Source organism: Oxalobacteraceae bacterium OTU3CINTB1 (assembly GCA_024123955.1).
GTDB lineage: Bacteria > Pseudomonadota > Gammaproteobacteria > Burkholderiales > Burkholderiaceae_D > Rugamonas.
The window spans coordinates 6678242-6701794 of record CP099652.1 but is presented as its reverse complement, the minus strand read 5'-3'; the positions used below and the strand labels follow the sequence as shown (position 1 = coordinate 6701794).

23 protein-coding genes are annotated in these 23553 nt (G+C 63.7%); 18 read left to right on the top strand and 5 right to left on the bottom strand.

Annotated elements, in window-relative coordinates; translation table 11 throughout:
• Window positions 1–11: 11 nt before the first annotated feature.
• On the top strand, window positions 12–782 hold the full coding sequence (rsmA, locus tag NHH73_29255) for a 16S rRNA (adenine(1518)-N(6)/adenine(1519)-N(6))-dimethyltransferase RsmA (GenBank protein USX26591.1): 771 nt from the start codon (window positions 12–14) through the stop codon (window positions 780–782).
• A 276-nt stretch (window positions 783–1058) separates the two neighbouring features.
• Here the strand turns inward: rsmA and NHH73_29250 are convergent, their stop codons facing one another.
• Entirely contained in the window at window positions 1059–1703 is a 645-nt protein-coding gene (locus NHH73_29250) for a hypothetical protein (GenBank protein ID USX26590.1), read from the bottom strand.
• 29 nt (window positions 1704–1732) lie between these two features.
• Window positions 1733–2383: a hypothetical protein gene (locus tag NHH73_29245; protein USX26589.1), complete on the bottom strand. Its 651-nt coding sequence runs from the start codon at window positions 2381–2383 to the stop codon at window positions 1733–1735.
• A gap of 214 nt (window positions 2384–2597) precedes the next feature.
• Between NHH73_29245 and NHH73_29240 the strand changes: the two genes are divergently transcribed.
• Window positions 2598–3305, top strand: a complete 708-nt coding sequence (locus tag NHH73_29240) for an HAD family hydrolase (protein ID USX26588.1) — start codon at window positions 2598–2600, stop codon at window positions 3303–3305.
• An 80-nt stretch (window positions 3306–3385) separates the two neighbouring features.
• A complete protein-coding gene (gene hrcA / locus NHH73_29235; protein USX26587.1) occupies window positions 3386–4402 on the top strand; it encodes a heat-inducible transcriptional repressor HrcA in 1017 nt (338 codons plus the stop codon).
• A 97-nt stretch (window positions 4403–4499) separates the two neighbouring features.
• Here hrcA and fur read toward each other — a convergent pair whose 3' ends face one another.
• Entirely contained in the window at window positions 4500–4928 is a 429-nt protein-coding gene (fur, locus tag NHH73_29230) for a ferric iron uptake transcriptional regulator (protein ID USX26586.1), read from the bottom strand.
• Window positions 4929–5209: 281 nt separating this feature from the next.
• Between fur and NHH73_29225 the strand changes: the two genes are divergently transcribed.
• From NHH73_29225 to NHH73_29205, 5 genes are read left to right on the top strand one after another with little or no spacing between them, the layout of a single operon-like run.
• Complete coding sequence (locus tag NHH73_29225; GenBank protein ID USX26585.1) at window positions 5210–5863, top strand: outer membrane protein assembly factor BamE; 654 nt, start codon at window positions 5210–5212, stop codon at window positions 5861–5863.
• A gap of 10 nt (window positions 5864–5873) precedes the next feature.
• Window positions 5874–6683 carry a 4-hydroxy-tetrahydrodipicolinate reductase gene (gene dapB, locus NHH73_29220; protein USX26584.1) on the top strand — a complete coding sequence of 270 codons (810 nt, stop codon included), beginning with the start codon at window positions 5874–5876 and terminating at the stop codon, window positions 6681–6683.
• Window positions 6680–7366 carry a MotA/TolQ/ExbB proton channel family protein gene (locus NHH73_29215; protein ID USX26583.1) on the top strand — a complete coding sequence of 229 codons (687 nt, stop codon included), beginning with the start codon at window positions 6680–6682 and terminating at the stop codon, window positions 7364–7366. The genes dapB and NHH73_29215 overlap by 4 nt, the downstream gene beginning before the upstream one ends.
• A gap of 31 nt (window positions 7367–7397) precedes the next feature.
• Window positions 7398–7832: a biopolymer transporter ExbD gene (locus NHH73_29210; protein USX26582.1), complete on the top strand. Its 435-nt coding sequence runs from the start codon at window positions 7398–7400 to the stop codon at window positions 7830–7832.
• Window positions 7832–8158, top strand: a complete 327-nt coding sequence (locus tag NHH73_29205; GenBank protein USX26581.1) for a barstar family protein — start codon at window positions 7832–7834, stop codon at window positions 8156–8158. The genes NHH73_29210 and NHH73_29205 overlap by 1 nt, the downstream gene beginning before the upstream one ends.
• 90 nt (window positions 8159–8248) lie before the next feature.
• On the opposite strand, the gene map is transcribed toward NHH73_29205, so the two are convergent.
• Together map and NHH73_29195 are read right to left on the bottom strand one after the other, a co-directional pair.
• Window positions 8249–9058, bottom strand: coding sequence for a type I methionyl aminopeptidase (map, locus tag NHH73_29200; GenBank protein ID USX26580.1), 810 nt, complete (start codon window positions 9056–9058; stop codon window positions 8249–8251).
• Between the two features lie 58 nt (window positions 9059–9116).
• The gene (locus tag NHH73_29195) at window positions 9117–9488 is read right to left on the bottom strand and encodes a VOC family protein (GenBank protein USX26579.1); all 372 of its coding nucleotides are present in this window, start codon (window positions 9486–9488) and stop codon (window positions 9117–9119) included.
• 158 nt (window positions 9489–9646) lie between these two features.
• On the opposite strand from NHH73_29195, the gene leuS reads away from it, so the two are divergent.
• The 10 genes from leuS to NHH73_29145 all read left to right on the top strand — a co-directional run bounded on the left by leuS (window position 9647) and on the right by NHH73_29145 (window position 23539).
• On the top strand, window positions 9647–12289 hold the full coding sequence (gene leuS, locus NHH73_29190) for a leucine--tRNA ligase (GenBank protein USX26578.1): 2643 nt from the start codon (window positions 9647–9649) through the stop codon (window positions 12287–12289).
• 31 nt (window positions 12290–12320) lie between these two features.
• On the top strand, window positions 12321–12923 hold the full coding sequence (gene lptE / locus NHH73_29185) for an LPS assembly lipoprotein LptE (GenBank protein USX26577.1): 603 nt from the start codon (window positions 12321–12323) through the stop codon (window positions 12921–12923).
• A 10-nt stretch (window positions 12924–12933) separates the two neighbouring features.
• Window positions 12934–13950: a DNA polymerase III subunit delta gene (holA, locus tag NHH73_29180; protein USX26576.1), complete on the top strand. Its 1017-nt coding sequence runs from the start codon at window positions 12934–12936 to the stop codon at window positions 13948–13950.
• A gap of 34 nt (window positions 13951–13984) precedes the next feature.
• Entirely contained in the window at window positions 13985–15256 is a 1272-nt protein-coding gene (locus NHH73_29175) for a glutamate-5-semialdehyde dehydrogenase (GenBank protein ID USX26575.1), read from the top strand.
• Between the two features lie 9 nt (window positions 15257–15265).
• Complete coding sequence (locus NHH73_29170) at window positions 15266–15682, top strand: CopD family protein (protein ID USX26574.1); 417 nt, start codon at window positions 15266–15268, stop codon at window positions 15680–15682.
• A gap of 10 nt (window positions 15683–15692) precedes the next feature.
• Complete coding sequence (locus NHH73_29165) at window positions 15693–16295, top strand: 2-hydroxychromene-2-carboxylate isomerase (GenBank protein USX26573.1); 603 nt, start codon at window positions 15693–15695, stop codon at window positions 16293–16295.
• Between the two features lie 93 nt (window positions 16296–16388).
• A complete protein-coding gene (locus NHH73_29160; GenBank protein USX29745.1) occupies window positions 16389–17558 on the top strand; it encodes a class I SAM-dependent RNA methyltransferase in 1170 nt (389 codons plus the stop codon).
• A gap of 23 nt (window positions 17559–17581) precedes the next feature.
• Window positions 17582–18859: a multidrug effflux MFS transporter gene (locus NHH73_29155; protein USX26572.1), complete on the top strand. Its 1278-nt coding sequence runs from the start codon at window positions 17582–17584 to the stop codon at window positions 18857–18859.
• A 224-nt stretch (window positions 18860–19083) separates the two neighbouring features.
• Window positions 19084–21240: an HDOD domain-containing protein gene (locus NHH73_29150; GenBank protein ID USX26571.1), complete on the top strand. Its 2157-nt coding sequence runs from the start codon at window positions 19084–19086 to the stop codon at window positions 21238–21240.
• Window positions 21241–21247: 7 nt separating this feature from the next.
• Window positions 21248–23539, top strand: coding sequence for an EAL domain-containing protein (locus NHH73_29145; protein ID USX29744.1), 2292 nt, complete (start codon window positions 21248–21250; stop codon window positions 23537–23539).
• Window positions 23540–23553 lie beyond the last annotated feature (14 nt).

Sequence of the window (23553 nt, the reverse complement as noted above, 5' to 3'; positions counted from 1 at the left end):
GAAGAACAACCATGAAACACGTAGCCCGCAAACGCTTTGGCCAGAATTTCCTGCACGACAAATACGTCCTGTCGAGCATCACCGAGGCGATCGCGCCGGCGCCGGACGACGCCATGGTCGAGATCGGCCCCGGCCTGGGCGCGATGACCGAGCAGCTGATGCGCACGCTCAAGATGATGCACGTGGTCGAACTCGACCGCGATCTGGTCGCCCGCCTGGAAAAGACTTACAACCCGGCCAAGCTGACCATCCACGCCGGCGACGCGCTCAAGTTCGACTACAGCACCATCCCGGTGCCGGCGGGGGAGAAGTTGCGCATTGTCGGCAACCTGCCGTACAACATTTCCAGCCCGTTGCTGTTCCACCTGGCCACGTTCGCGCCGCTGGTCAAGGACCAGCACTTCATGCTGCAAAAAGAGGTGGTCGAGCGCATGGTGGCCGAGCCGGGCAGCAAGACCTACGGCCGCCTGTCGGTGATGTTGCAATGGCGCTATGACATGTCATTGTTGTTCGTGGTGCCGCCGGAAGCGTTCGATCCGCCGCCGAAGGTCGAATCGGCGATCGTGCGCATGATCCCGGTGGCCGAACAGCTGCCGTGCGACGGCCCGACCCTGGAGGCGGTGGTGCTGAAGGCGTTTTCGCAGCGCCGCAAGGTGATCCGCAACTGCCTGGCCGGCATGTTTACCGAAGCGCAGATCGTCGAAGCGGGCATCGACCCGACCCACCGTCCGGAAATGGTCGGCTTGGCCCAGTACGTCGCCCTCGCCAACCTCCTCAAATAATCCATCCTCCGGGGTCAAGTCTGACATTCGGACACGACCTCGTCCTTGAAGTCGGCAGTACGGTAAAGCCCGTGTCTGAATGTCAGACTTGACCCCCGCTGGTTTAAAAATTACAGGCAAAAAAAAGCCCGCTGGTTAAAGCGGGCTAAATCCAATTCCTTTGCAAGAAGTGGAGGAGACAAGTACAGTATGGTGCGTCGCGGTATATCACGCCACTTTATTTTTCACATATCAAACATCAGGTCTGTGAATATCTCAAGTCTCCCGCTCCCGCTTTTATTTAGGCTTGCACTCAACCAGCAGATTGGTGACGGCCGCTTCGCCCATAACGCCGACGCCGTTTTTCACCGTGCAGGTGATGTCGGCCGAGCTCAGGGTGGTGTCCGGGTGGATGGTCACGCCATAAGACTGGCCGTCCGCCACGGCGACCGGGAAGGCGAAATCGCCGGTTCCGCTGCCGTCGGTCGGGCTGGTCAGGGTCACCTGGCCGCCGGCCGAGCCGTTCAGCAGGGTTACGGTGCGCGGTACGGCGGCCGTGGTGCCAACGGCCGGGACCGGGACCAGGCCCTTGAACTGGCCGCCCAGCGAATACGCCCTGCGCACGCACGAAATCGCCACAGAAATCGCCACCGTCTGGCCGGCCGAACCGGTGTTGATGGTATCAAACTGGCAGGCCATGTGTTCCGGCTGCTGGGTGAACGATACGGCGTAGCTGGTGCCGTAGCCGATCTGGCGCGGGAACGCGAAAGTGGTGGCGCCTGCCGGGATGGAAATGGTTTCGCCGCCGTTGCTCAGTTGCAGGCCGGGCGTGGCCAGGCCGTTGATCGTGCCCTGCACCGTGTATTGTGCCTTGCCGCCGCAGCCGGCCAGCAGGGCCGCCGCGCTCAGCGCCACGATGGCGCCCAGATACGATAATTTCATGTGATTCTCCAAAGATTGAGCCAGCGTGTTTATTTTGCGACGCAGTTGACGACCAGCCGGTCGTCATCGCCGGCCGGCATGACGCCGGCGCCTGGCACGGAGCCGGTGACGGGCGCGATGACCGAGCAGGTGCGGTTGGACGGCTGCGCCAGCACGGTCACGCCATAAGGCGAACCCTCGCCGACCGTGTTGGCGAAGGAAAACCGTACTTCGGCGCCGGCTGCCGCAGGCGCGGGCGCTGCGATGTACACGGTGTCCGGGCCATTGGCCAGGGTCACGCCATCGTTGGTACTGGCCACGCCGTCGTCGGCCAGGCCCTGCACTTTGCCCTTCAGCACCCATGGATTGGTGGTGCAGCTGACCACCGTCCGATACGAGGTGAAGGAGTTGGCCTTGTTGGTGTTATCGGTCAGTTTGCACGTCGCGCCGCTTGGCGGAGTGTCGATTTGAATGTCGAACGATTCGTCGACCGCGATCAGGCGGGTGAACTGGAACGAGGTGGCGTTGGGCGCGATGGTGATCTTTTCGCCGGTCGGGCGGTTGATCAGCACCAAACCGGACTTGTTCAAGCCGCTGATACTGCCCTGCAGCAGCATGCTGCCACTGCCATTGCCGCCGCAGGCGCTCAGGACAGCGGCACACAGCAGGGCCAGGCCCGCACGCGGATACATACTTTTCATAAAATCTTCTCCAAAACGAATAGGGCCGGCAGCACGCACGGGTGCAGCATCTTACACGGATTTGCCCCGTATTTTAGTGCATTTGGTAACACCAGTGACCCCAATGGATGTAACAGCTTGTTAGGGCGCGGCGCCAGGCGACGCGCGACCGGAGTGTGGTCGGAGCGCGATCGGTGCGACAATAGTCCGGAATCCACTCCATTTTTCGCCGCCCATGACACGACGCCCACCGCAAGCCCTGCTGTTCGATCTGGACGATACCCTGTGGCCGATCGGCCCGGTCATCGCGGCCGCCGAAACCGGCTGGCACGCGTGGCTGGCCGAGCGCGCGCCGGCCGTCACGAGCAAGTATTCGGTCGAGGCGCTGCGCGCGCTGCGCCTGGCGCTGCTGGAACAACAGCCGGAGCTGACGGCCGACCTGTACCGCCTGCGCCGCCTCGCGCTCGAGGCCGTATTTGCCGAGACCGGCGAGGACGCGTCCCACATCGACGGCGCGATGGAACACTTCAACGTGTTGCGCAACGCCGTCACCCTGTTCGACGACGTCGCCCCCGTGCTTGCCGAGCTGGGCGGCATGCTGCGGCTGGGCGTGATCACCAACGGCAACGCCGACCTTGAAGTCATCGGCCTGCACCACCATTTCGAGGTGGCGCTGGCCTCGGCCCGCTTCGGCCGCGCCAAGCCCGACCCGTCCATCTTCATGGCCGCCTGCGAGGCGATGGGCGTGGCGCCGGCCGACGCCGTCTACGTCGGCGACGACCTGCGCCTGGACGTGCGCGGCGCGCAGTCGGTGGGCATGCGGGCGGTGTGGATGAACCGCACCGGCAGCACCGCCCACCTCGACGCCGGCATCGTGCCTGACGCGATTTGCGCCGATTTCCACGCGCTGCTGGCCTGGGTGAGGCAACAACTGGGGCATTGATGTCACACGACAGCCCCCGGCCGGCGCGGAGCGTGCATAATAGATAAACACGGCAACTCTCGGCAAATAAGATATACAGTATGCAACTCGACACACGCGCTCAAACCCTGCTCAAAGCCCTGGTGGAACGCTATATCGCGGACGGCCAGCCGGTCGGCTCGCGCGCGCTTTCCAAGATTTCCGGGCTGGACCTGTCGCCGGCGACGATCCGCAACATCATGGCCGACCTCGAGGAGCTCGGCTATGTCGCCAGCCCGCACACCTCGGCCGGCCGGGTGCCGACGCCGCGCGGCTACCGCATCTTTGTCGACACCTTGCTGACGGTGCAACATCTCGACGAGCAATCGGTCGAGGGCCGCATGCGCCTGCAGGCGCCGCAGCCGCAGAAAATGATTTCCAACGCGGCGCAGATGCTGTCGTCGCTGTCGCAGTTCGCCGGCGTGGTGCTCAGCCCGCGCCGCGAATCGGTGTTCCAGCAGATCGAATTCCTGCGGCTGGGCGAAAAGCGCATCCTGCTGGTGATCGTCGGCCCCACCGGCGACGTGCAAAACCGCCTGCTGCTCACCGACGTCGACTACAGCCCCACGCAGCTGATCCAATCGGCCAACTACATCAACCAGAACTATGGCGGCCTGGCCTTCGACGAGGTGCATACGCGCTTGCAGACGGAGGTGCGCCAGTTGCGCGACGACATGGGCCGGCTGATGCAGGCGGCGGTGGAGGCGGGCAGCGAGGCGATGGCGGACAACTCGGACGACATGGTCATCGCCGGCGAGCGCAACCTGCTGTCGGTGAGCGATTTGTCGTCGAACATGACGTCCTTGCGGCAGATGTTCGATATGTTCGAGCAAAAGACCGGCTTGATGCAGCTGCTCGACGTGTCGAGCAAGGCCAGCGGCGTGCAGATTTATATCGGTGGAGAATCGAGCCTGGTGCCGATGGACGAGATGAGCGTGGTGACCGCGCCGTACATGGCCAACGGCAAGATTGTCGGCACCCTGGGGGTGATCGGCCCGACCCGCATGGCCTATGAGCGCGTGATACCGATCGTCGATATCACGGCCAAGCTGTTATCGAATGCGTTAAGCCACAATTAGTTTTAACCCGCACGGCGTGCAGCTTGGGGTCGTACCCCGTGCGGGGTACGGCCCCGCCGTACCGGGTTGAGTGTATGCGCCGCCGGGGCGCATACATTCAAGGCCGGTGCGGGCAGGCCGTCTTGATGCAATTGCCATAAATCGCCAGCGCGTGCTCGGCGATCTTGAAACCGCGCTCCTGGGCGACCATCTGCTGGCGCGTTTCGATCGCTTCGTCGAAGAATTCCTCGACCCGGCCGCAGTCCAGGCACACCAGGTGGTCGTGGTGGGAACCCTCGTTGAGCTCGAAGATGGCCTTGCCGGTTTCAAAGTGGTTGCGGTTCAGCAGGCCGGCCTGCTCGAACTGGGTCAGCACCCGGTAGACGGTGGCCAGGCCGACGTCCATATTGTCGGCCAGCAGGATCTTGTAGACATCCTCTGCCGTCAGGTGGCGCACGTCGCTGTTCTGGAAGATGTCCAGGATTTTAAGGCGAGGCAGGGTGGCTTTGAGGCCGCTGGCCTTCAGATCGGTTGGATTGTTACCCATGTTGGACACTCTTATTCTGGTTGGCGATAGCTAGCCGACAGTTTAACGCACTCCGCCCGCCACCGCACTCATTGCTGCCATCTTATTGGGACATCGCGGCCCGGCCGGCGTTTGCAAACATTTACACTTGCGCCTTGCAAAACAAGGACATATCCCCGGTTTTACAGGATAATGCTGTCACTTCGCGCGCCCGCGCGGCCCCATCTCGCACCATGTGCTCGGCATGTGCTTTATGATATAGCGTTTTTCGGCATTTCCGCTCGACCAGATTGAGGACATTTATGCGCGTCACCCCGGCTTTACTGCAGTCTTTGTCGCACCGTTTTACCCGCCGTGCTCCGTTGCTCGCAGGCGCCGTCTGCGTCGCGCTGGCCGCCGGCGGCTGTGCTTCCAACACCACCCTGGGCGAGAAATCGAACCAGGTCAAGGAAACCGGGATCACCCTGGACGCCAGCAAGGGCGCGCAAACGACCACCATCACGCCGCTGCAAAAGTTCATGTGGTTCTTTTCTCCATACCGTCCTGATATCCAGCAAGGCAACTTTGTATCCGAGGAAATGTTGGCGCAGTTGAAAGTCGGCATGACGCGCGAACAGGTCCGCTTCATCTTCGGCACCGCGCTGCTGACCGATCCGTTCCACGCCAACCGCTGGGACTACGCGTTCCGCATGGCCAAGGGCAACGGCGAAGTGACCACCAGCCGCGTCATCGTCTTCTTCGACAACGACGGCAAGGTGGCGCGCTGGGAAGGCGGCAACCTGCCGACCGAAAAAGAATACATCGCCCGCATCGCCGGCCCGGCGCCGAAAATCAAGAAAAATCCGGACGCGCCCGACAACAAGCCGGCGTCGAGCGTGCCGCCGCCGACCAACTCGGGCAGCGACAACGCCGCGCCCGCGCCGGTTGGTGTGACGGTGGGCAACCAGAACAAATAAGGAAGCACGCATGACCGCAATGAATATCGCCATCGCCGGCGTCAGTGGCCGCATGGGCCGCATCCTGATCGAAGCCGTCGAGAACGCGCCGGACGCGCGCCTGGCCGGCGCCCTTGGCCGCGCCGGTTCGGCCGGCGTCGGCGGCGATGCCGCCGCCTTCCTCGGCAAGCCGGGCGGCGTGCTGGTGCAGTCGGACTTGGCGCAAGGCCTGGCCGGCGCCCAGTACCTGATCGACTTCACGCGTCCTGAAGGCACGCTGGAGCACCTGGCCTACTGCGCCGAGCACGGCATCAAAGTCATCATCGGCACCACCGGGTTCGACGACGCCGGCAAGGCCGCCATCGCCGAGGCGGCCAAAAAAACCGCGATCGTGTTTTCGCCCAACTTCAGCGTCGGCGTCAACGTCACCATGAAGCTGCTCGAGCAGGCCGCCAAGGCGCTGTCGACCGGCTACGACATCGAAGTGATCGAGGCGCACCACCGCTTCAAGGTCGATGCCCCGTCCGGCACCGCGCTGAAGATGGGCGAAGTGATTGCCGGCGCCATGGGCCGCGACCTGAAGGAGTGCGCCGTCTACGCGCGCGAAGGCGTCACCGGCGAGCGCGATCCATCGTCGATCGGCTTTGCCACCATCCGTGGCGGCGACATCGTCGGCGACCACACCGTGCTGTTCGCCGGCATCGGCGAGCGCATCGAAATCAGCCACAAATCGAGCAGCCGCGCGACCTACGCGCAAGGCGCGCTGCGCGCCTGCCGCTTCCTGGCCGACAAGCCGACCGGCTTGTTCGACATGTATGACGTGCTGTCGCTGAACGGATGACGCCCGCCGTCGCCAACCAGTTCACCCTGGCCCATTACTGGGAGCAGGGCGACGGCATCAGCCACGCGGTGGCGTTCGTGCTGCTGGCGATGTCGCTGGTGAGCTGGTTCTTCATCCTGTCGAAGGCCTTCGCGGCCTGGCGCGTGCGCCGCAGCTCCCCTGCCGTGCAAGCCTTCTGGGACGCGCCGACGATGCAGGACGGCGTGGCCACGCTGGAGCTGGCCGACCCGGAAAAAATCTACCTGCCGCTGGCGCAGCAGGGCGCCGCGCAGATCAAAGTGGCCGAGCGGCGGTCGCTGGGCGGCGAGATGGACCGCGCCGCGCAAGTGACGCGCGTGCTGCGGGTGGCGATCCAGCGCTCGACCAACCGCCTCGAAGGCGGCCTGACCGTGCTGGCGTCGATCGGCGCGACCGCGCCGTTCGTCGGCCTGCTGGGCACCGTCTGGGGCATCTACCACGCGCTGGCCAATGTCTCGGCCAACGGCACCGTGCAGATCGACAAAGTGGCCGGCCCGGTGGGCGAGGCGCTGGTCATGACCGCGATCGGCCTGACGGTGGCGATTCCGGCGGTGCTGGCGTTTAACGCGTTCAACCGCGTCAACCGCCTGACCCTGGCGGAGCTGGACGCGTTCGCGCACGACCTGCACGCCTATCTGACCACCGGCGCGCGCGCCGGCCGGTAACCTACACGTTGTATTTGAGCCGGGAGCAAGCATGAGCTTTGGCGCCTTCAACCACCACCGCCAGCCGGGACCGATGGCCGACATCAACGTCACGCCGATGGTCGACGTGATGCTGGTGCTGCTGGTGATTTTCATCCTGGGCGCGCCGATGTTCACCAGCGCGGTCAAGCTCGACCTGCCGAAGGCGCAGGCGCCCACCAGCCAGCAGCAGGCCGAGGCGGCCACCGTCACTTTGGCCATCGACGGCAAGGGCAAGATCTTCTGGAACAACGAGCCGCTCGAACGGGAGGCGCTGGAGGCGCGCCTGGTCGAAGCGGCCAGGCAGGACCCGCAGCCGGAGCTGCAACTGCGCGCCGACAAGGACACCCGCTACGAAGTGGTGGCGCAGGTGATGGCGGCGGCGCAGACCAACGGATTAACGAAACTGGGGTTCGTCACGGATCCGAAGAAAGTAGAGAAGAAATAATGGCAACCGCAGAATTGAACGGCGCGGCGATCACCGACATGGCGAGCTTCCACGCGGCCTGCAAGGCGGCGATGGGCTTTCCCGACACGTATGGCGCGACGATGGATGCTTGGGTCGATTGCCTGAGCTATTTGCGCGATGAAGACGGCATGAGCAAATTCCGCCTCAAGCCGAACGAGGTGCTGGAGATCGTCGTCAAGGACGCCGGGGCGCTGAAAACCGCCGCGCCGGATATCCTGGAAGAGGTGACGTACTGCGTGGCCGGCATCAACGAGCGGTATGAAGATTACGGCGAGAAGCCGGCCTTGAAGCTGACGTTGAAGTAAACCCGCACCGCCAGGCGCGAACGGCGCCGCAGTCGCGGGTATGGGGTCGGACCCAACGGGTCCGACCCCGGTGTGGCCCGGGGTTAAAACTCAACCCGCGATCGGGATCTGCGCCTTGGCGCCGGTCTCGCCGGGCGCCAGGGTCAACACCTCGAACCCGGTCTCGGTCACCAGCACCATATGCTCCCATTGCGCCGACAGCGATTTGTCGCGCGTCTCGACGGTCCAGCCGTCGTCCAGTTCCTTCGTGGCCGCGCGGCCGGCGTTGATCATCGGTTCGATCGTAAACAGCATGCCCGGCTTAAGGACCACGCCCTGGCCCGGACGGCCGTAATGGGTCACCTGCGGTTCCTCGTGGTAGACCTGGCCGATACCGTGGCCGCAATAATCGAGCACCACGCTGAAGCCGGCCTTCTCGGCCACCGTCTGGATCGCGAAACCGACATCGCCCAAGGTCGCGCGCGGCTTGACGGCGCGGATGCCGGCCCACATCGCCGCGTAGGTGGTCTCGACCAGCTTGCGCGCCGCCTTCGACGGCTCGCCGACGTAGTACATGCGGCTGGTGTCGCCGTGCCAGCCATCCTTGATGACGGCGACGTCGATATTGATGATGTCGCCGTCCTTCAGCACTTCCTCGGGCGAAGGGATGCCGTGGCAGACCACGTGGTTGATCGAGCTACACACGGTGGCCGGGAAGCCGCCGTAGCCGACGTTGGCCGGGATCACCTTCTGCACATTGACGATGTAGTCGTTGCACAGCTGGTCGAGGTAGGCCGTCGTCACGCCCGGCTTGATGTGCGGGCCGATCATCGTCAGCACGTCGGCCGCCAGCTGGGCGGCGACGCGCGCCATGACGATTTGTTCGGGCGACTTGATCATATTGGCGTTACGGCGGGACATGGACTACCTCTTTCTTTTTGAAGGGGCGTAGTTTGCCACAAACCGCCAACCCGATGGGTTAGCGTACCTCTTTCAGGTCGAAATGCGGGTTGTAAATCAGGCACAACAAATTGCCGAACGGGTCGGCCAACTCGACCGTTTTGATGTTTTCGCCGACATCTTCAATGGCGCCTTCGACGGTCGCGCCCAGCGCCACGATCCGGTCGGCTTCCGCCTGGATGTCGTCGACGCCCCAGTACACCATGCCGCCGGCCTTGGCGGCGGTGAACTTGTCGCTCGGGATCAGGCCCAATTCAAAGCCGCCGACGCTAAAGCCGACATAAAAGGGCTGGTCGAAGTAGGGCGCGGTGTCGAACACCTTCGCGTACCAATCCTTGGCGGCCGCCAGATCGGCCACCGGATAAACCAACGTGCGCAGTCCTTTGATCATGGTACTAGTCTCCCTAAGATGACGAAAACATCATATTGACACATCGGCAGTGTCAGCGAAACCCTCTCAATGGGCCTCGCGGGGGCCACTCTCGTGCGCTGGAGGCGGTTGAGCCAGTATAATGTCCGGTTCATATTCCTTTTTGGCCGCACACCATCATGCAAGATAAATATAGTCCCGCCGACGTAGAATCAGCCGCGCAATCCCACTGGAAGGCCATCGACGCCTATAAAGCCGTCGAGCACGACCCGCGTTTCCCGAAAGGGAAGTACTACGCCTGCTCGATGCTGCCTTACCCGTCGGGCAAGCTGCACATGGGCCACGTCCGCAACTATACGATCAACGACGTGATGTACCGCTACCTGCGCATGAACGGCTACAACGTGCTCATGCCGATGGGCTGGGACGCGTTCGGCATGCCGGCGGAGAACGCGGCGATGGCCAACAACGTGCCGCCGGCGCAATGGACCTATTCGAATATCGCCCACATGCGCGAGCAGATGGAGTCCATGGGCCTGGCGATCGACTGGTCGCGCGAAATGACCGCCTGCAAACCGGAATACTACAAGTGGAACCAGTGGATGTTCCTGAAGATGCTCGAAAAAGGCATCATCTACAAAAAGACCGGCACCGTGAACTGGGACCCGATCGACCAGACCGTGCTGGCCAACGAGCAGGTCATCGACGGCCGCGGCTGGCGTTCGGGCGCGCTGATCGAAAAGCGCGAGATCCCGATGTACTACGCCCGCATCACCGACTACGCCGACGAGCTGCTCGAACACGTCGACAGCAAGCTGCCGGGCTGGCCGGAGCGCGTGCGCACCATGCAGGCCAACTGGATCGGCAAATCGACCGGCGTGCGCTTCGCCTTCCCGCACGAGATCAAGGACGCCTCGGGCGCGCTGATCGGCGACGGCAAGATGTACGTCTTCACCACCCGTCCGGACACCATCATGGGCGTGACCTTCTGCGCCGTGGCGGCCGAGCATCCGCTGGCGATCCACGCCGCGCAGACCAACCCTGAACTGGCCGCGTTCAACGCCGAGTGCAAACTGGGCTCGGTGATCGAGGCCGACATGGCGACGATGGAGAAGAAGGGCATGCCGACCGGCCTGTTCGTCACCCATCCGCTGACCGGCGAGCAGGTCGAGGTCTGGGTCGGCAACTACGTCTTGATCACCTACGGCGACGGCGCCGTCATGGGCGTGCCGGCGCACGACGAGCGCGATTTCGCCTTCGCCAAAAAATACAACCTGCCGATCAAGCAGGTGATCCAGGTCGAGGGCCAGGAGTTCTCCACCGACGCGTGGCAGGAATGGTATGGCGACAAGGCCGTCTCCGTGGTCACCAACTCGGGCAAGTACGACGGCCTGACCTACGCCGACGCGGTCGAGGCGGTGGCCGCCGACATGGCCGCCAAGGGCCTGGGCGAGAAGAAGATCACCTTCCGCCTGCGCGACTGGGGCATCTCGCGCCAGCGCTACTGGGGCACGCCGATCCCGATGATCAACTGCGCCGATTGCGGCTCGGTGCCGGTGCCGGAAAAAGACCTGCCGGTGGTGCTGCCGGAAGACTGCGTACCGGACGGCAGCGGCAATCCGCTGAACAAATACGAAGCCTTCCTCAAGTGCGACTGCCCGCAGTGCGGCAAGCCCGCGCGCCGCGAGACCGATACGATGGACACCTTCGTCGATTCGTCGTGGTACTACATGCGCTATACGTCGCCGGGCGCGAACGAATCCATGGTCGATGAGCGCAACGATTACTGGATGCCGATGGACCAGTACATCGGCGGCATCGAGCACGCCGTGCTGCACTTGCTGTATGCGCGCTTCTGGACCAAGGTGATGCGCGACTTCGGCATCGTCAAGTTCGACGAGCCGTTCACCAACCTGCTCACGCAGGGCATGGTGCTGAACGAGACCTACTTCCGCGAAGACGACGCGGGCAAGAAGACCTGGTTCAATCCGGGCGACGTCGAAGTGACGCTGGACGACAAGGGTCGTCCGCAAGGCGCCGTGTCGAAGGACGACGGCCAGCCGGTGCAGATCGGCGGCACCGAGAAGATGTCGAAATCGAAGAACAACGGCATCGATCCGGCCGCGCAGATCGGCCAGTACGGCGCCGACACCGCGCGCCTGTTCACGATGTTCGCCTCGCCGCCGGAACAGACGCTGGAATGGTCGGGCAGCGGCGTCGAAGGCGCCAACCGCTTCCTGCGCCGCGTGTGGGCGTTCGGCTACGCGCAGGCCGCGCGCATTGAGTCGGCATTGAACGCCGCGCCGGCGCCGGTGGCCACCGAGCCGCAGAAAACCCTGCGCCGCGAACTGCACAAGATCCTGCAGCAGGCCGACTATGACCTCAAGCGCATCCAGTACAACACCGTCGTTTCGGCGTGCATGAAGATGCTCAACACGATCGAATCGGCAAAGCTGGACGACAGCGCCGAATCGAACGCGCTGGTGGCCGAGGGCTTCTCGATCTTCCTGCGCTTGCTGAACCCCGTCGCACCGCACATCACCCACGTGCTGTGGGAGGAACTGGGCTACGCCAAGGCGCACGGCGACATCCTTAACGCGCAGTGGCCGCAGGTCGACCCGGCCGCGCTGGAGCAGGCCGAGATCGAGATGATGATCCAGGTGAACGGCAAGCTGCGCGGCAGCGTGGTCGTCGCCAAGGGCGCCGACAAGGCCAGCATCGAGGCGGCGGCGCTGGCCAGCGAAGCGGTACAGAAGTTCATCGAGGGCACGCCGAAGAAGATCATCGTCGTGCCGGGCAAATTGATCAACATCGTTGTTTAATAGATTAGCGGACGGATCTCGGATGACTAACATGGCAAGCAGGTCCCGGTTGTTCCAGCGCGCGCGCCTGTGTGGGCTAGTGCTGGCGGTGTCGATGACGGTGTCGGCGTGCGGCTTCCACCTGCGCGGCGACGGCGGCCATTACACGCTGCCGTTCCCGACGATGTATGTGGGACTGCCCGAGTCGTCGCCGCTGGCGGTCGATTTGAAGCGCAACATCAACGCCAACGGCAGCACCATCGTCGTCAAGACGGCGAAAGAGGCCGACGGCATCGTCGAGGTGCTCTCCAATCCGGAGCACACCAAGACCAAGACCATCCTGTCGCTGAACAACAATGGCCGCGTGCGCCAGTACCTGCTTCAGTACAGTATCGTATTCCGCGTGCTGGACAAGCAGGGCGCCGTGCTGCTGCCGCCGACGTCGATCGCGCTGAGCCGCCCGATCGACTTCAACGAAACCCAGTTGCTGGCCAAGGAGCAGGAAGAGGCCCTGCTGTACAAGGACATGCAGACCGACCTGGTGCAGCAGATGATGCGCCGTATCGCCGCCATCAAAACGACGCGCATGTCGGTGCCCGCATCGACGCCAAACCCGGCGCCGACCCAGTCGGCACCGGCCGTGCCGATCCTGTAAGGGCGCTTCTATGCAATTGCGGTTGGAAGCGCTGGACGGCCATTTGACGAAGTCGTTGTCCCAGCTGTACGTCATCACCAGCGACGAGCATCTGCTGGCGCTGGAGGCGGCCGACAAGATCCGCCGCGCAGCGCGCGCGCAGGGCTATTCGGAGCGCGACGTGCTGACCGTCGAGCGCAGCTTCAAGTGGGGCGAGCTGCTGGCGGCCAATCAGGCGCTGTCGCTGTTCGGCGATAAGAAGCTGATCGAGCTGCGCATCCCGACCGGAAAACCCGGCAAGGATGGCGGCGCGGCGCTGCAGAACTATGTCAAGGATCTGAGTCCGGACAACCTGACCCTGATCACCCTGCCCAAGCTGGATTGGCAGACGCAGAAGGCGGCCTGGGTGGCCGCGCTGCAGCAGGCGGCGGTGTATATCGACATCGCGCAGATCGAACGGGCGCATTTGCCCAACTGGATCGGCCAGCGCCTCGCCGCGCAAGGGCAAAGCGCGGACCGGCAAAGCGTCGACTTCATCGCCGACCGCGTCGAGGGCAACCTGCTGGCGGCGCACCAGGAGATCCAGAAGCTGGCCCTGTTGCACGAGCCGGGCAAGCTGACCTACGAGCAGGTGCACGACGCGGTGCTCAACGTGGCGCGCTACGACGTCTTCAAGCTCAGTGAGGCGATGTTGTCGGGTGACCCAGCGCGGCTGGTGCGCATGCTCGAAGGGCTGAAAGGGGAGGGCGAGGCGCTGCCGCTGGTGCTGTGGGCGGTGTCGGAGGAGATCCGCACGCTATTGAAACTGAAGTCGGGCATGGCGCAGGGCAGGCCGCTCGGCGCGCTGCTCAAGGAATACCGCATCTGGGGGCCGAAAGAGCGCATGATGGACCCGGCGCTGCGCCGCATTTCGCTGCCGACGCTGGAGGCGGCGATGAAGGACGCGGCGCAGGTGGACAAGATGATCAAGGGCTTGCGCGCCAAGGCGCACAATGGCGACGCCTGGGACGCCATGCTGCAGCTGGCATTGAAAGTGGCGCGCGGCTGAAGTTTAAGAACGCAGTGAACATCGTGGGATGAACATGGATATCAAGCACTACATGGAGCAACTGGGCCAGCAGGCGCGCAAGGCATCGCGCGCGATGGCCCGTGCCGACAGCGCCACGCGCAACCGCGCGCTGACGCTGATCGCCGACGCCATCGAACGCGACGCCGACCAGCTGCGCGCGGCCAATCAGCTGGATATGGACGCGGCGGCCGCCAACGGCCTGGCGCCGGCTATGCTGGACCGCCTGGCGCTGTCGGACAAGGCCATCGCCACGATGGTCGAAGGCCTGCGCCAGATCGTCGCGTTGCCCGATCCGATCGGCGAGATCTCCGGTTTGAAATTCCGTCCGTCGGGCATCCAGGTCGGCCAGATGCGCGTGCCGCTGGGCGTGATCGGCATCATCTACGAATCGCGGCCCAACGTCACCGTCGACGCGGCGGGGCTGTGCATCAAGAGCGGCAACGCCACCATCCTGCGCGGCGGCTCGGAAGCGATCCACTGCAACCGCGCGCTGGCAAAGCTGGTCAAGGAAGGCCTGGCCGGCGCCGGCCTGCCCGAGGACGGCGTGCAGGTGGTCGACACCACCGACCGCGCCGCCGTTGGCGCGCTGATCACCATGCCGCAGTATGTGGACGTGATCGTGCCGCGCGGCGGCAAGGGCCTGATCGCGCGCCTGATGGAAGAGGCGACCGTGCCGATGATCAAACACCTGGACGGCATCTGCCACGTCTACATCGACGCCAAGGCCGACTTGAAGAAGGCGGTGGACATCGGCTTCAACGCCAAGTGCCACCGCTACGGCACCTGCAACACGATGGAAACCCTGCTGGTCGCGCGCGCGATCGCGCCGACGGTGCTGCCGCAACTGGCGGCGCTGTACGCCACCAGGGAAGTCGAACTGCGCGCCGATCCCGAAGCGCTGGCGATCCTGTCTGCGGCCGGCTATCCGCACCTGGTGGCCGCCACCGAGGAGGACTGGTCGACCGAGTACCTTGCAGCGATCCTGTCGGTGAAAATCGTCGACGGCATCGACCAGGCGATGGAGCACATCAACCAGTACTCGTCCAAGCACACCGAATCGATCGTCACCGAGGACCACAGCGACGCCATGCGCTTCCTGCGCGAAGTCGATTCGGCGTCGGTGATGATCAACGCCTCGACGCGCTTTGCGGACGGCTTCGAATACGGCCTGGGCGCCGAAATCGGCATCTCGAACGACAAGCTGCACGCGCGCGGCCCGGTCGGGCTGGAAGGTTTAACGTCGTTGAAATACGTGGTATTCGGTCACGGTGAAGTTCGTCAATAAAGGATAGTTATGCTCTGGATTAAGGCGCTGCACATTTTCTTCGTCATCTGCTGGATGGCCGGCGTGTTCTACCTGCCGCGCATCTTCGTCAACCTGGCGATGGAGACCAACGCCGCCACCACCGAGCGCCTGACGCTCATGGCGCGCAAGTTGTACCGTTTTTCGATGTGGTTGTCGGTGTTCGCGGTGGTGTTCGGCGCGATCCTGGTCTACATGCAGTACGGCGCAAAAATGCCGGGCTGGATGCACGCCAAGCTGCTGCTGGTGGTGCTGGTGGTCGGCTATCACCACGCCTGCGGTTCGATCCTGAAGAAGTTCGAAAAAGGCGTCAACACGCGCAGCCACAAGTGGTTCCGCGTGTTTAATGAAGTACCGGTGTTCATGTTGTTGGCCATCGTCATCCTGGTTGTCGTCAAACCGTTCTGATTGGAGCGTCATGAGCAAAGTCTGTCAGTATTTTTTCGCCATTCATTCGCCGTGGACCTATCTGGGGCATGAGCGCTTTGTCGCGCTGGCGCGCCAGCACGCGGTGCAGATCGAGGTGCGCCCCTTCGACCTGGGTAAGGTGTTCGGCGTCTCCGGCGGCCTGCCGCTGGCCAAGCGCGCGCCGCAGCGCCAGGCCTACCGCCTGGTCGAGCTGACCCGCTGGTCGGCGTTCCTCGGCGTGCCGATGAACGTGCAGCCGAAGTTCTTCCCGGTGTCGCCCGACCTGGCCAACCGCATGGTGATCGCCGCGCGCCTGACGCACGGCGTCGACGTCGCGCTGGAACTGGCCGGCGCCATCATGCGCGGACTGTGGGCCGAAGAGAAAAACATCGGCGACGAGGACACCTTGGCGCAGATCGCCGGCGGCTGCGACCTCGATGGCCGCGCGCTGATCAAATCGTCGGAGACGGCCAGCGTGCAGGCCGAGTACGACCGCAACACCGAGGACGCCACCGCAGCCAATGTATTCGGCTCGCCGTGGTATGTGCTCGATGGAGAAAGCTTCTGGGGCCAGGACCGCCTGGACTTCCTCGAGCGGGCAATGCAGAAGTAAAGCAGTAACGAAGTAAAGTAGCACCGGTTTTTGGTTTTTCAACGGACAAAAGGTACACCTATGGCATCCTATTTTTGCCCATGCCCGCGCGGCATGGAAGCGGCACTGGCCGAAGAACTGGGCGAAATCGCCCTCCTGAGCACCACCATGAAGGTGCACAATCAGGTCCCGGGCGGCGTGCACTGCTCCGGCGACCTGCTGGACTCCTACCGCATCAACCTGCACTCGCGCATCGCTTCGCGCGTGCTGATGCGCATGGCCGTCACCGGCTACCAGAACGAAAACGACATCTACGACCTGGTGCTGGCGCAGCAGTGGGAAGACTGGTTCACCTACGACCATACGATCCGCGTCGATGTCACCGCCGTCAAATCGCCGCTGAAAAGCCTGGAGTTCACCACCCTGAAGATCAAGGACGCGATCTGCGACCGCTTCCGCGACCAGTTCGACAAACGTCCTTCGGTCGACACCAAGGAACCGGACATGCGCATCGTCGGCTTCCTCGACGCGCGCCAGTTCATCATCTACCTGGACACCTCGGGCGAGGCGCTGTTCAAGCGCGGCTGGCGCGAGGAAACCGGCGACGCGCCGCTGCGCGAGAACCTGGCCGCCGGCCTGCTGCGCGTGTCGGGCTGGAAGCCGGGCATGCCGCTGTTCGACCCGATGTGCGGCTCCGGCACCATCCTGTGCGAAGCGGCGCAGATGGTGCAGGGCATTCCGCCGGGCGCGCGCCGCCGTTTCGCCTTCGAGGCCTTCAACGACTTCGATCCGGCGCCGTGGAACGACATGAAGAATTCCATCAAGGCCAATCCGCTGCCGGCATCGCCGACCATCTTCGGCTCCGACATTTCGGGCGACATGGTGGCCATGACCCGCCATAACCTGAAGTGCGCCGGCATCATGTTCGACGTGCCGCTCAAGCAGATCGAGGCGCAGGAAGTGAAGGCGCCGACCGAGCACCCGGGCATCCTGCTGACCAATCCTCCGTACGGCGAGCGTATCGGCGTGCGCGGCGACAGTTCGCTGCCGGAAGACGAACTGGCCAGCGGTTTCTATTCGGCGCTAAGCACCACGCTCAAGCAGCGTTTCGCCGGCTGGACCGTGTTCCTGTTCACTGCCGACCTGGGGCTGCCGAAGATGCTGCGCCTGAAGGAATCGCGCAAGACGCCGTTCTTCAACGGTGCGCTCGAATGTCGCCTGTTCCGCTTCGATATGGTGGCGGGCTTCAACCGCCGCGAAGCGGCAAAGCCCAAAGAAGTCTAAAAAGTCTAGAAAAGGCCCCAACGATGTTCCCGACACCTCCCGCCAATCTCCCGCCCGATCCTGTCGAGGACATCCCCCCGCCGCCGCCGTCGCACATGAAAGTGCTCAGCGCGGCGGGACTGGCGACCATGCTGGCCGCGATGTCGATGCTGGGACCCTTCTCGATCGACGCCTACCTGCCGGCCTTCCCCAACATCCAGGCCTCGCTGGGCGCCACCCCGCTCGAAGTGCAGCAAAGCCTGACGTTCTACATGCTGGCCTTCGCCGCCATGGTGCTGTGGCACGGTGCGCTGGCGGACGCCTTCGGGCGCCGCAACGTGGTGCTGGTGTCGCTGGTGATGTTCGCCATCGGCACGCTGGGCTGCGCCTCCGCGCACACGGTGCATTACCTGTGGGTGTTCCGCGTCATGCAGGGCGTGTCGGCCGGCGCCGGGGTGGTGGTGGGGCGCGCCATCATCCGCGACCTGTATGACGATGCCGCCGCCGCGCGCCTGCTGTCGCTGGTGACGATGATCTTCTCGATCGCGCCGGCCGTCGCGCCCATCCTCGGCGGCTGGATCGTCACCCTGTTCGACTGGCGGGCGATCTTCCTGTCGCTGCTGGCCTACACCATCCTGCTGTTCATCTACTGCTACCGGCGCCTGCCGGAGACGCTGCCGCCGCACAAGCGCCAGCCGTTCAACCCGCGCTACCTGGCGCGCAATTACGGCGACATCCTGCGCTCGCCGCTGTTCCTCATGAAGTCCGGCGTGGTGGCGCTCAACTTCGCCGGCCTGTTTGTGTATATCGCGGCGGCGCCGGAATTCCTGCCCCAGCACCTCGGCCTGGGGCCGTCGCAATTCGGCTGGCTGTTCATTCCGGCGGTGTCCGGGATCTTCCTGGGCGCGCTGGCGGCCAACCGCATGGCCGGGAAAATGACATTTTCGCGACAGATCGGCATCGGCTTCTGTTTCCTGATCGCGGCCCCGGTGCTGAACGTTTTGTACCACCTCTTTTTCCCGCCGGCGCTGCCCTGGTCGGTCGCTCCGCTGCTTTTTTACAACTTCGGCATGTCGGTCGTGGCGCCCGCCGCCACCCTGCTGGCGATGGACCTGTTCCCGCACATCCGGGGCACGGTGGCCTCGTGCCAATCGTTCGCGCTGACCATGCTCGGGGCGCTGGTGGCGGGCGTCATCGCGCCGTTTCTAGCACACTCGGTGCTGTGGTTAGCCGCAGGACAGCTGGCTTTTAGTGCCTCTGCTCTCGTTTTATGGTTGACGTCGCGCCATTACCGGCGCATGCTTCTACGCCATCCAGGTTAACACTTGTTTACGGTAGGAAATTGAATTAGTTTAAAGTGAAAGATCGATATCTGCTTGATAGCTGCCAAGTTATCATGATACTTTATGCTAATATAACTTTTCCAAACGTAATTTCAAGCGTCGAACCTGCCTGAAATACTGATGAAAAAATAACTATTTTGCGGTACTGAGCCGTTGAGTACCTTCTCCTTATTCGACGACCACTGGCGGCAAAGCTGGATACGATGCATCAACCTGACCATGACATTCGCAATCGATTGCTGATTGCCCGTCTGCCGGCCATGCCGCAGATACTCATTAAGTTGATCGAGCACTTGCAGGCGGATGACGCCGGCATGCCGGAGCTCGCCGCATTGATCGCCAAGGACGCGGCGATGACCAGCAAGATCCTCACCGTCGCCAACAGCTCGGCCTTCCACCGCAACGCCCGCACGGTGGGCCTGGAGCAGTCGCTGGTGTCGCTCGGCACCGACATGATCAAGACCCTGGTGATCAGCGAATCGGTGTTCCAGACCTTTAACAGCTTCCCCCATTCCGGCAGCACCGATTTGCGCGGCTTCTGGAAAGGCTCGCTGACGACCGCCGTCATCGCGCGCGACATCGCCCGCAAGATGGAATACCCGCACGTTGAGGAAGCCTACCTGGCCGGCCTGCTGCACAACGTCGGCCGCCTGGCGCTGCTGGCGGCAGCGCCCAAGGAATACGGCTTTAACTTCATGGCGCGCGACGACGAGGACCTGTGCGCCGTCGAGCAGCGCACCTTGCAGATCACGCACTCGGAAGCGGGCGCCTGGCTGATCGAGCGCTGGCAGCTGGACTCCTTCCTGGCCGACAGCGTGCTGTATCACCACGAGCCGCTGGCGCGCCTGGAGTCGTCGCATCCGCTGATCCGCATCGTGCGCCTGGCGCACCTGCTGTGCTGCCACGACGACCAGCACGAGGCGATCGAAAACGGCGCCTATCTGTGCGGACTCGATGGCGAACTGCTCGAGCAGATCGTCAACAACGCCGCCCGCCAGGTGGAAAAGTCGGCCGATTACCTGGGCATCGACCTGGCCGGCGTCGACGACGTGCCGGTGCCGGCCGCCTACGCGCCGCCGGTGGTCGATCCGGTGCAGCAGCGACTGTCCGAGGAAGTGCGCAACATGGTGCTGGTGTCCGAGATGGGCCAGTCCTTCGCGCGCCAGAACGGCGAGGCGGGACTGCTCGAATCGATGACGCGTTCGGCGCGCATCCTGTTCGATTTCGAGAACGCGCTGGTGCTGCTGGAGAACCCGACCGGCCACGCGCTGCACGGCACCGCCACCGGCGACCAGCAGCAGCGTTTTTCCGAATTCATCATCCCGCTCAACAAGGGCGGCGTGGTGGCGGCGTGCGCGCTGGAACGCAAGCTGGCCATCATCAGCCGCGACGGCCAGTTGCAACCGCCATTGAGCGTGGCCGAGGACCAGTTGTTCCGCATCCTCGGCACCGAAAGCATGGTATGTCTGCCGCTGGTGGCCAACCAGCGCTGTCTCGGTGTGCTGATCGGCGGCGCGCCGGCCTGGCAGATGGCCAGTTACCAGAAGCGCGCGCGCTTCCTGCAGTCGTTCGGCACCCAGGCCGCTGCCGCACTGGAGACGGCCATCAGCGAGCGCGGTCACGCCAAGCGTCAGATCGCCCACGTCGCCGAAGAGTACCGCGAAGCGTCGCGCCGCGTGGTGCATGAGGTGAACAACCCGCTGTCGATCATCAAGAACTACCTGTCGGTCCTGGACAGTAAACTGGCCAGGCGCGAGCCGGTGGTCGGCGAGATGTCGATCCTGAACGAGGAGATCGACCGCGTCGGACAGTTGATCAACGGCCTGGCCGATCTGCAGCCGACCGAAACCAGCCACGCCACCGATGTCGCGCGCGTGGTCGACGACGTGCTGCGCCTGTTCCGCGCCACCGACTTCGTGCCGGCGTCGGTGCAGATCGTCGTGCGCATGCAGGAGGAGCCGGCCGACATCGAGGGCGACGCCGACCTGCTCAAGCAGATCCTGGTGAACCTGATCAAAAACGCGGTCGAGGCCATGCCCGACGGGGGCAAGATCGAAATCGCCAACCGCGGCCACGTCAACCGCGAGCGCAAGCTGTATCTGGAGCTGGTCATCGGCGACACCGGCCCGGGGCTGTCGGCCGACGTGCTGGCCAACCTGTTCTCCCAGGTGCGCAGCACCAAGGAAGGCCCGCACCATGGCCTGGGCCTGTCCATCGTCCACGGCCTGGTGAAGAAGATGCAGGGTCTGATCACCTGCCGTTCCGGCAAAGCGGGAACCACTTTCGAAATTTTGCTGCCCGCGCGTAGCAGTTCCAGTCCCGTCGGCGGCGTGCAAACGCGGTTGATGGATTCAGTTTAAGGCCATGATGAACCTGACTCCCGCCGGCTACGCCGCCCTAGAAACGAGTTCGGACGACCCCACCCCCGTCGTCCACGCCGCCGATAATTGGCCCCGCATCCTGCTGGTGGACGACGAACCGCGCCTGCTGTCGTCGTTGTACGAGCTGCTGCGCGACCGCGACTACCATCTGGTGACCGCGACCTGCGGCAGCGAGGCGCTGGCCCAGCTGACCAAACTGAAATTCGACCTGATCCTGCTCGACCTGCGCCTGCCCGACATGAGCGGCCACGAGATCATGGACTTCATCAACGCCAAGGGCATCGACGGCGACGTCATTGTCATGAGCGGGGAGGTCGGCATCGACGCCGCCATCGGCGCGCTTAAACGCGGCGCCTACGACTACCTGCGCAAGCCCTATAGCCGCGAGGAGCTGCTCAAGACCGTGGAGAATGCGCTGCAAAAGCGCCGCCTGGCGGTCGACAACGAGCGCATCGCCTCCAAGCTGGAAAACTCGGAGAAGATGTACCGCTACCTGGTCGACAGCTCGCCGGACATCATCTATACGCTGAACCACGAAGGCAAGTTCACCTTCATCAACGACCGTGTGCAGCAGCTGCTCGGCTTCACCCGCGAAGAACTGATCGGCAAGCACTACTCGATCCTGGTGCACGACGAGGACCAGGAGCGCGCCCGCTACGCCTTCAACGAGCGCCGCGTCGACGAGCGGGCCTCGCGCAACGTCGAACTGCGCCTCAAGTGCAATACCGGCGGCGGCATCGAGCGCACCTTCAACAACACCTTGATGACGATTTCGCTCAACGCGATCGGCATGCATGTCCCCGATCACAGCGTGAAGAAGCACGAATTCTTCGGCACCTACGGCGTCGCGCGCGACATCACGGACCGCAAGCGCGCGGAGGAAGTGATCTCCTACCAGGCCTACCACGACATCCTGACCGACCTGCCTAACCGCATGCTGTTCAAGGACCGCCTGGGCCTCGCCGTGATCCAGGCCAAACGTAAGCTGACCGAGCTGGCGGTGATGTTCATCGACCTTGACCGCTTCAAGCTGGTCAACGATACGCTGGGCCACGTCAAGGGCGACGAGCTGCTGCAGCAGGTGTCGCAGCGCCTGAAAACCTGCCTGCGCCGGGGTGACACGCTGGCGCGCCAGGGCGGCGACGAATTCACCATCGTGCTGCCGGAGCTGCGCGACCGCCAGGACGCCAAGGCCATCGCCGACAAGTTCCTTGAGAGCCTGCACGAGCCGTTCGACCTCGATGGGCACCAGGTGCACATCTCCGCCTCGATCGGCATCGCCATTTATCCGAACGACGGCGAGACCATCGACGAGCTGCTGCGCCATGCCGACATCGCCATGTACCAGGTCAAGGCGCTGGGCAAGAATGGCCACAGCTTCTATCACGACTCGATGCTCGACGTGTCGCACCAGAAGATCGCGCTCGAGCAAAGCCTGCGCAAGGCGCTGGAGCTCAACGAGCTGGAAATGTACTACCAGCCGCAGCTCGACGTCGCCACCGGCCGCATCATCGGCGCCGAGGGCTTGATGCGCTGGAATCATCCGCAGCGCGGGCTGCTGTCGGCCGGCGAGTTCCTGCCGTTCGCCGAGGAAAACGGCTTGATGCTGCCGATCTCCGACTGGATGCTGGGCGCCTTGTGCCGCGATCTGCTGCAGTGGAACGCCGCCGGCGGCGAGTCGATCCGCTTGTCGCTGAACCTGTCGCCGCAATACCTGGACCGGGGCGACTTCTTCGAGAAGATGCGCGGCGCGCTGACGCGCTACGGCATTTCGCCGGCGCAGATCGAAGTGGAGATCACCGAGAACATCTGCATCCGCAATCCGCAGTACGCGATCGAACAGTTGAACAAGCTTTGCCAACTGGGCGTGTCGGTGGCGATCGACGATTTCGGCACCGGCTATTCGTCGCTGTCGTACCTGCACCGCTTCCCGATCCACACCATCAAGATCGACCAGTCGTTCGTCAAGGAGATCCACGACGAGAACGGCCACTATCCGGTGATCCTGGCGATCATCTCGATCGCGCGCGGCCTGGGCCTGCACCTGGTGGCCGAAGGCGTGGAGACCGACGTGCAATCGCGCTACCTGCAGGCCAACGGCTGCACCACGATGCAGGGCTATTTCTACCATCGCCCGATCTCGCTGCTCAGTTTCATCGACGTGCTGCAAGACCAGAACCGCTTGTCGGCCGCTTCCTCGCTGCCGTCCAGCGCCACCAACGCCAACAAGGCGCCGAACACAGACACCCAACCGGCCATGGTCGCAATCCAGGCTTGAACAATCAGTGAAGC

What these genes read in the sequence shown, in the direction of transcription:
- rsmA (USX26591.1), top strand. Translation starts at nt 12, where the DNA reads ATGAAACACGTAGCCCGCAAACGCTTTGGCCAGAATTTCCTGCACGAC.
- NHH73_29250 (USX26590.1), bottom strand. Translation starts at nt 1,703, where the DNA reads ATGAAATTATCGTATCTGGGCGCCATCGTGGCGCTGAGCGCGGCGGCC.
- NHH73_29245 (USX26589.1), bottom strand. Translation starts at nt 2,383, where the DNA reads ATGAAAAGTATGTATCCGCGTGCGGGCCTGGCCCTGCTGTGTGCCGCT.
- NHH73_29240 (USX26588.1), top strand. Translation starts at nt 2,598, where the DNA reads ATGACACGACGCCCACCGCAAGCCCTGCTGTTCGATCTGGACGATACC.
- hrcA (USX26587.1), top strand. Translation starts at nt 3,386, where the DNA reads ATGCAACTCGACACACGCGCTCAAACCCTGCTCAAAGCCCTGGTGGAA.
- fur (USX26586.1), bottom strand. Translation starts at nt 4,928, where the DNA reads ATGGGTAACAATCCAACCGATCTGAAGGCCAGCGGCCTCAAAGCCACC.
- NHH73_29225 (USX26585.1), top strand. Translation starts at nt 5,210, where the DNA reads ATGCGCGTCACCCCGGCTTTACTGCAGTCTTTGTCGCACCGTTTTACC.
- dapB (USX26584.1), top strand. Translation starts at nt 5,874, where the DNA reads ATGACCGCAATGAATATCGCCATCGCCGGCGTCAGTGGCCGCATGGGC.
- NHH73_29215 (USX26583.1), top strand. Translation starts at nt 6,680, where the DNA reads ATGACGCCCGCCGTCGCCAACCAGTTCACCCTGGCCCATTACTGGGAG.
- NHH73_29210 (USX26582.1), top strand. Translation starts at nt 7,398, where the DNA reads ATGAGCTTTGGCGCCTTCAACCACCACCGCCAGCCGGGACCGATGGCC.
- NHH73_29205 (USX26581.1), top strand. Translation starts at nt 7,832, where the DNA reads ATGGCAACCGCAGAATTGAACGGCGCGGCGATCACCGACATGGCGAGC.
- map (USX26580.1), bottom strand. Translation starts at nt 9,058, where the DNA reads ATGTCCCGCCGTAACGCCAATATGATCAAGTCGCCCGAACAAATCGTC.
- NHH73_29195 (USX26579.1), bottom strand. Translation starts at nt 9,488, where the DNA reads ATGATCAAAGGACTGCGCACGTTGGTTTATCCGGTGGCCGATCTGGCG.
- leuS (USX26578.1), top strand. Translation starts at nt 9,647, where the DNA reads ATGCAAGATAAATATAGTCCCGCCGACGTAGAATCAGCCGCGCAATCC.
- lptE (USX26577.1), top strand. Translation starts at nt 12,321, where the DNA reads ATGGCAAGCAGGTCCCGGTTGTTCCAGCGCGCGCGCCTGTGTGGGCTA.
- holA (USX26576.1), top strand. Translation starts at nt 12,934, where the DNA reads ATGCAATTGCGGTTGGAAGCGCTGGACGGCCATTTGACGAAGTCGTTG.
- NHH73_29175 (USX26575.1), top strand. Translation starts at nt 13,985, where the DNA reads ATGGATATCAAGCACTACATGGAGCAACTGGGCCAGCAGGCGCGCAAG.
- NHH73_29170 (USX26574.1), top strand. Translation starts at nt 15,266, where the DNA reads ATGCTCTGGATTAAGGCGCTGCACATTTTCTTCGTCATCTGCTGGATG.
- NHH73_29165 (USX26573.1), top strand. Translation starts at nt 15,693, where the DNA reads ATGAGCAAAGTCTGTCAGTATTTTTTCGCCATTCATTCGCCGTGGACC.
- NHH73_29160 (USX29745.1), top strand. Translation starts at nt 16,389, where the DNA reads ATGGAAGCGGCACTGGCCGAAGAACTGGGCGAAATCGCCCTCCTGAGC.
- NHH73_29155 (USX26572.1), top strand. Translation starts at nt 17,582, where the DNA reads ATGTTCCCGACACCTCCCGCCAATCTCCCGCCCGATCCTGTCGAGGAC.
- NHH73_29150 (USX26571.1), top strand. Translation starts at nt 19,084, where the DNA reads ATGCATCAACCTGACCATGACATTCGCAATCGATTGCTGATTGCCCGT.
- NHH73_29145 (USX29744.1), top strand. Translation starts at nt 21,248, where the DNA reads ATGAACCTGACTCCCGCCGGCTACGCCGCCCTAGAAACGAGTTCGGAC.